We start from the raw sequence: 3,657 nt of genomic DNA, 5'->3' as shown, positions 1-3,657 counted from the left end.
ACGGTCGACCCCGGCCCTGCGAGGACGCCTCGCCCTCGACGACGACGGCGTGCTCGGCGAGCTCGCCCACGATCGCCCCCACCGTGGCCTTGGCCAGGCCGGTGCGACGCGCGAGCGCCGACCGGCTCCCAGGGCCGTGGTCGCGCAGCGTGCGCAGCACGAGGGCCGTGTTGGCGCGACGCAGCTGGTCGGGGGCGGCCGGGGGCATGCTCAGCGCACCCCGTAGAGGTGCTCGAGCGCCAGCTGGTCGAGCCGCTCGAAGGCCATGCCGCGAGAGCCGAGGGTCTCCGGGTCCTCCTCCGGCGCGGCCTGCAGGTCCTGCCAGGTCTCGCCCTCGGCCAGGGTCGGCGTGGCCAGCTCGCCGACGCGCGACGCGGCGAGCGCCTCCTGCACGTCGGGGTCGGCGCGGAAGGCGAGCGACTTCTCGCGCAGCACCAGGTAGTTCGTCATGCACGCGGCGGCCGCCGTCCACACGCCGTCCTCGTCCTCGGTGCGCGGCGTCTTGAAGTCGAAGTGCACCGGTCCGTCGTAGCCGCCCTGCAGCAGCGTGTCGACGACCCAGAAGGCGCCACGGGCGTTGCCGGCGCCGAAGCGGAAGTCCTGGTCGTAGCGCGGGCCGGTCTGGCCGTTGAGGTCGATGTGGAAGAGCTTGTCGTGCCACAGCGCCTGCGCGTACCCGTGCGCGGCGTTCAGCCCGGCCATCTCCTCGTGCCCGATCTCGGGGTTCACGCCCACGAGCTCGGGACGCTCGAGGCTGTCGATGAAGGCGAGGGCGTGGCCGATCGTCGGGAGCAGGATGTCGCCGCGGGGCTCGTTCGGCTTGGGCTCGATCGCGAAGCGCAGGTCGTAGCCCTGGTCCACGACGTACTGGCCCAGGAGGTCGAAGCCCTCCTTGTAGCGCGACAGCGCAGCCTGCACGTCCTTGGCCGCGCCGCTCTCGGCGCCCTCGCGCCCGCCCCAGCACACGTAGACCTGGGCGCCGAGCTCGGCGGCGAGGTCGATGTTGCGCATGACCTTGCGCAGCGCGAACCGGCGCACGGCGCGGTCGTTCGACGTGAACCCGCCGTCCTTGAAGACGGGGTGGCCGAACAGGTTCGTCGTCGCGGTCGTCACGGCCAGGCCGGTGTCGGCGAGGCCCTGGCGGAAGCGGTCGAGGATGGCGTCGCGCTCCGACGTCGAGGAGCCGAAGGGCACGACGTCGTCGTCGTGGAAGTTCACGCCGTAGGCGCCGATCTCGGCGAGCTTCTCGAGCGCGTGGACCGGGTCCATCGGTGCGCGCGTCGGGTCGCCGAACGGGTCGCGGCCGGCGTACTGGACGGTCCAGATGCCGAAGGAGAACTTGTCGGCGGGGGTCGGGGTGGGGACGGACATGGTGCGCCTCTCGGTGGGTGGTGCGGTGGTCGGTGGTGGGTCGTCGGTGCGGCTGTCGTGCTGCCGGGTCAGGGCGGCCGGGTCAGGGAGTCAGGGCGGGCGTCGGCTTCGAGCACCTCGCCGACTGGCAGCCGCACGTCTTCGTCCTCGACCACGGCGGCAACAGCCTCACGAACTGCATGGGCGGCGCCGAGGGCGACGTACTCGGCGGACGCCGGCAGCACGACGTCGCGTCCCAGCACGGCCGGCGCGAGCGCCTGCACGGCCGAGCTCTTGGCGCCGCCGCCGATGAGCAGCACGCGGTCGACCCCGGTGAGCCCCTGGGCCACCGCGTCGAGCGCGTCGGCCAGGGAGCACAGCAGCGCCTCGACGGCGGCCCGGGCGACGTCGGCGCGGCTGGTCGCCGTGGTGAGCCCGGCCCAGGTGCCGCTGGCGTCGGGCCGGTTCGGGGTGCGCTCGCCGTCGTAGTACGGGCTGACGGTGAGGCCGTGGGCACCTGGTACGGAGTCGAGGGCGAGTGCGGCGAGCTCGTCGTGGTCGACGCCGAGGAGACGGGCGTGCAGGTCGAGGATGCGGGCGGCGTTGAGCGTCGTGGCCATGGGCAGGTAGCGGCCCGTCGCGTCGGCGAACCCGGTCACGACGCCGGTGCGGTCGACGACGGGGGAGTCGCTGACGGCGGCGGCGACGCCGGACGTGCCGATCGACAACGACACGTCGCCCGGTCCGAGCCCGAGCCCGAGGGCGGCCGCCATGTTGTCGCCCGTGCCGGGAGCCACGACGGCGCCGTGCTCGGTGGTGCCGACCTGCTCGTTCGGGCCGGCGACGCGGGGGAGGCCGGCGGCATGGCCCAGGGCGCGCTCGAGGAGGTCCTCGCGGTACGCGCCGTCGGCCGCGGAGTAGTAGCCGGTGCCCGAGGCGTCGCCGCGGTCCGTGGCGGGTGCGGAGCGACGACCTCCGGCGTGCCACGACAGGTAGTCGTGGGGGAGCAGCACGCGCGTCGTGCGTCGTGCGGCGTCGGGCTCGTGGTCGCGCAGCCAGCGCAGCTTCGTGATCGTGAAGGAGGCGACGAGGACGCTGCCCACGGCCTCGGCGCAGGCGGCCGGTCCGCCGATCTCCTCGACCAGCTCCGCGGCCGCAGCGGCCGAGCGGGTGTCGTTCCACAGCAGCGCGTCGTGGACGGGCGCGTCCTCGGCGTCGAGCGCGACCATGCCGTGCTGCTGCCCCCCGACGGCCACGGCGGCGGCGCGGGGGAGCAGGGGACCGGCGGCGGCGTCGAACGCCTCGAGCCAGGCCCGCGGGTCGACGCTGGTGCCGTCGGGGTGAGGGGCCGTGCGTGACGCGACGACCGTGCCGTCGTCGGCGTCGACGAGGACGGCCTTCGTGGACTGCGTCGAGGAGTCGACGCCGAGGACGAGGGGCATGTCCCCATATTCGTTCAGGTTCCGAACGAAGTCAAGCATTCAGCGTGACGTGTCTCACGCGTACGCGGACTGCGGCGAGGGCGGGGCCGTTCGGCGTGCGCTCCCGCGCGCGTCGCCGTGCGTTCATCCGCGACCGGTCGGCTGGGGCCATGACTGACACGCCCGAACCCACCACCCCACCCGACCGCACGCGACGACGTCTCGTCGTGGGTGGGGCCGTGCTCTGGACCCGGCTCGCCCTCGACCCGACCGCCGCCGACGGACGGGGCGGCATGCCCGACCGACCCGTCGCGCTCACGTGGCAGGTGGCCAGCGACGCTCGGTTCCGCCGCGTCGTGCGGACCGGTCGCGTGACCGCGCTCCCGCAGCACGCCCACAGCGTGCACGTCGAGGTCGAGGGACTGCGGCCCGGTCGCGAGTACTGGTACCGCTTCCGGGCCGGGCGCCACGTCTCTCGCGCCGCCCGCACCAGCACGTCACCGACCCCGGGCGCCCTGCCCGCCTCGATGACGATGGCGTTCGCCTCCTGCGCCCAGCTCGAGCACGGCTTCTTCAGCGCCTACCGCAACATCGCGGCCGACCAGCCCGACCTCGTCCTCCACCTGGGCGACTACCTCTACGAGTACACGGCCCGCGACTACGTGGCACCCGGCGGGAACGTGCGCGACCACGAGGGTCCGGAGACCGTCGACCTCGCCTCCTACCGCCAGCGGCACGCGCAGTACAAGGCCGACGCCGACCTGCAGGCAGCCCACGCGGCCGCACCGTGGCTCGTGGTGTGGGACGACCACGAGGTCGACAACAACTGGGCGGGCGACACCCCCGAGAACATCGCGGAGAAGCCCGGGTTCGCCGCGCGCCGGGC

The 3,657-nt window shown here is 74.0% G+C and carries 4 protein-coding genes; 1 reads left to right on the top strand and 3 read right to left on the bottom strand.

Annotated elements, in window-relative coordinates; all coding sequences use genetic code 11:
• From A6Q79_RS18170 to xylB, 3 genes are all read right to left on the bottom strand, one after another.
• A partial coding sequence (locus A6Q79_RS18170; RefSeq protein WP_317698921.1) for a helix-turn-helix domain-containing protein occupies window positions 1-208 on the bottom strand: 208 nt, incomplete at its 3' end.
• A gap of 2 nt (window positions 209-210) precedes the next feature.
• Complete coding sequence (gene xylA, locus A6Q79_RS18165; RefSeq protein ID WP_286689741.1) at window positions 211-1,371, bottom strand: xylose isomerase; 1,161 nt, start codon at window positions 1,369-1,371, stop codon at window positions 211-213.
• Window positions 1,372-1,439: 68 nt separating this feature from the next.
• Window positions 1,440-2,792, bottom strand: coding sequence for a xylulokinase (gene xylB / locus A6Q79_RS18160; protein ID WP_317698920.1), 1,353 nt, complete (start codon window positions 2,790-2,792; stop codon window positions 1,440-1,442).
• Window positions 2,793-2,941: 149 nt separating this feature from the next.
• Between xylB and A6Q79_RS18155 the strand changes: the two genes are divergently transcribed.
• A partial coding sequence (locus A6Q79_RS18155; protein WP_317698919.1) for an alkaline phosphatase D family protein occupies window positions 2,942-3,657 on the top strand: 716 nt, incomplete at its 3' end.

The sequence above is a fragment of the Aeromicrobium sp. REDSEA-S32_B7 genome (assembly GCF_001626145.1).
Lineage (GTDB): Bacteria > Actinomycetota > Actinomycetes > Propionibacteriales > Nocardioidaceae > Aeromicrobium > Aeromicrobium erythreum.
This window is presented reverse-complemented; position numbering and strand designations above follow the sequence as displayed.